The following is a 1,026-nucleotide window of genomic DNA, read 5'->3' as shown; positions in this document are numbered from 1 at the left end:
GTGTCTAGTCCCGGAGTGTGGGGGAATCAGTCAAGCTGATCCTTCATTCAGGGATAAGCTATGGGACAGATACTCCACGGCAGCGCCACGACCACGCACGCCATCCGAGCAGCGATACAGCGATCGAAGGCTCCGCTCAAAGAACTCGCAGCGCAGCACGGTCTAAATCGGAAGACTGTCGCCAAGTGGCGCAAGCGGGCCTTCGTCCATGATGCGCCGATGGGTCCGAAGACCGTACGCTCCACCGTTCTGACGGCCGAGGAAGAGGCGGCGGTCGTCACCTTCCGTAAGCATACGCTGCTGCCTCTGGATGACTGTCTCTATGCGCTGCAAGCGACGATCCCGCACCTGACGCGGTCGTCCTTGCATCGGTGCTTTCAGCGCCACGGGATCAGCCGCCTGCCCGAGGTCGCCGGCGACAGGCCAGCCAAACAGCCCTTCACGCGCTACCCGATCGGCTATTTCCACATCGACATCGCCGAGGTCCGAACCGAAGAGGGCAAGCTCTACCTATTCGTGGCAGTGGACCGGACCTCGAAGTTCGCTTTCGCTCGGCTGATGCAGAAGGCGACCACAGTCACTGCAAGAGCTTTCCTCGACGAATTGGTCGAAGCCGTCCCCTACAAAATCCACACCGTGCTCACCGACAATGGTATCCAGTTCGCCGACCTGCCAAAGAACCGGAATGGCCCTACCGCGCGTTGGCGCGGCCACCCCTTCGACCGGACCTGCTGGAGGCATGGCATCGATCACCGTCTCACCAAGCCCAACCACCCATGGACCAACGGCCAGGTCGAACGAATGAACCGAACGCTGAAGGAGGCGACTGTCCGGCGATTTCATTACGAGACCCACCGTCAGCTCGAAAACCACCTCGCTGCCTTCCTCGACGGATACAACTTCGCCAGGCGGCTAAAGACCCTTCACGGCCTCACGCCTTACGAAGCCATCTGCGCGGTATGGGCCAAACAGCCAGAAAGGTTCCGGCTCAATCCCGTCCACTTGACCTCGGGACTGAACACCTAG

The 1,026-nt window shown here is 60.6% G+C and carries 1 protein-coding gene; it reads left to right on the top strand.

Translation table 11 applies throughout. The features are described from left to right. Positions 1-60 precede the first annotated feature (60 nt). Positions 61-1,026 carry an IS481 family transposase gene (locus EN853_RS33065; protein WP_127861912.1) on the top strand — a complete coding sequence of 322 codons (966 nt, stop codon included), beginning with the start codon at positions 61-63 and terminating at the stop codon, positions 1,024-1,026.

This window comes from Mesorhizobium sp. M1C.F.Ca.ET.210.01.1.1, from assembly GCF_004791585.1.
Classification (GTDB): domain Bacteria; phylum Pseudomonadota; class Alphaproteobacteria; order Rhizobiales; family Rhizobiaceae; genus Mesorhizobium.
Note: the sequence above shows the minus strand (reverse complement) of the source record. Positions and strands in the feature narration are given on the sequence as shown.

Coding starts and splice junctions, on each gene's coding strand:
- EN853_RS33065 (WP_127861912.1), top strand. CDS start 61: ATGGGACAGATACTCCACGGCAGCGCCACGACCACGCACGCCATCCGA.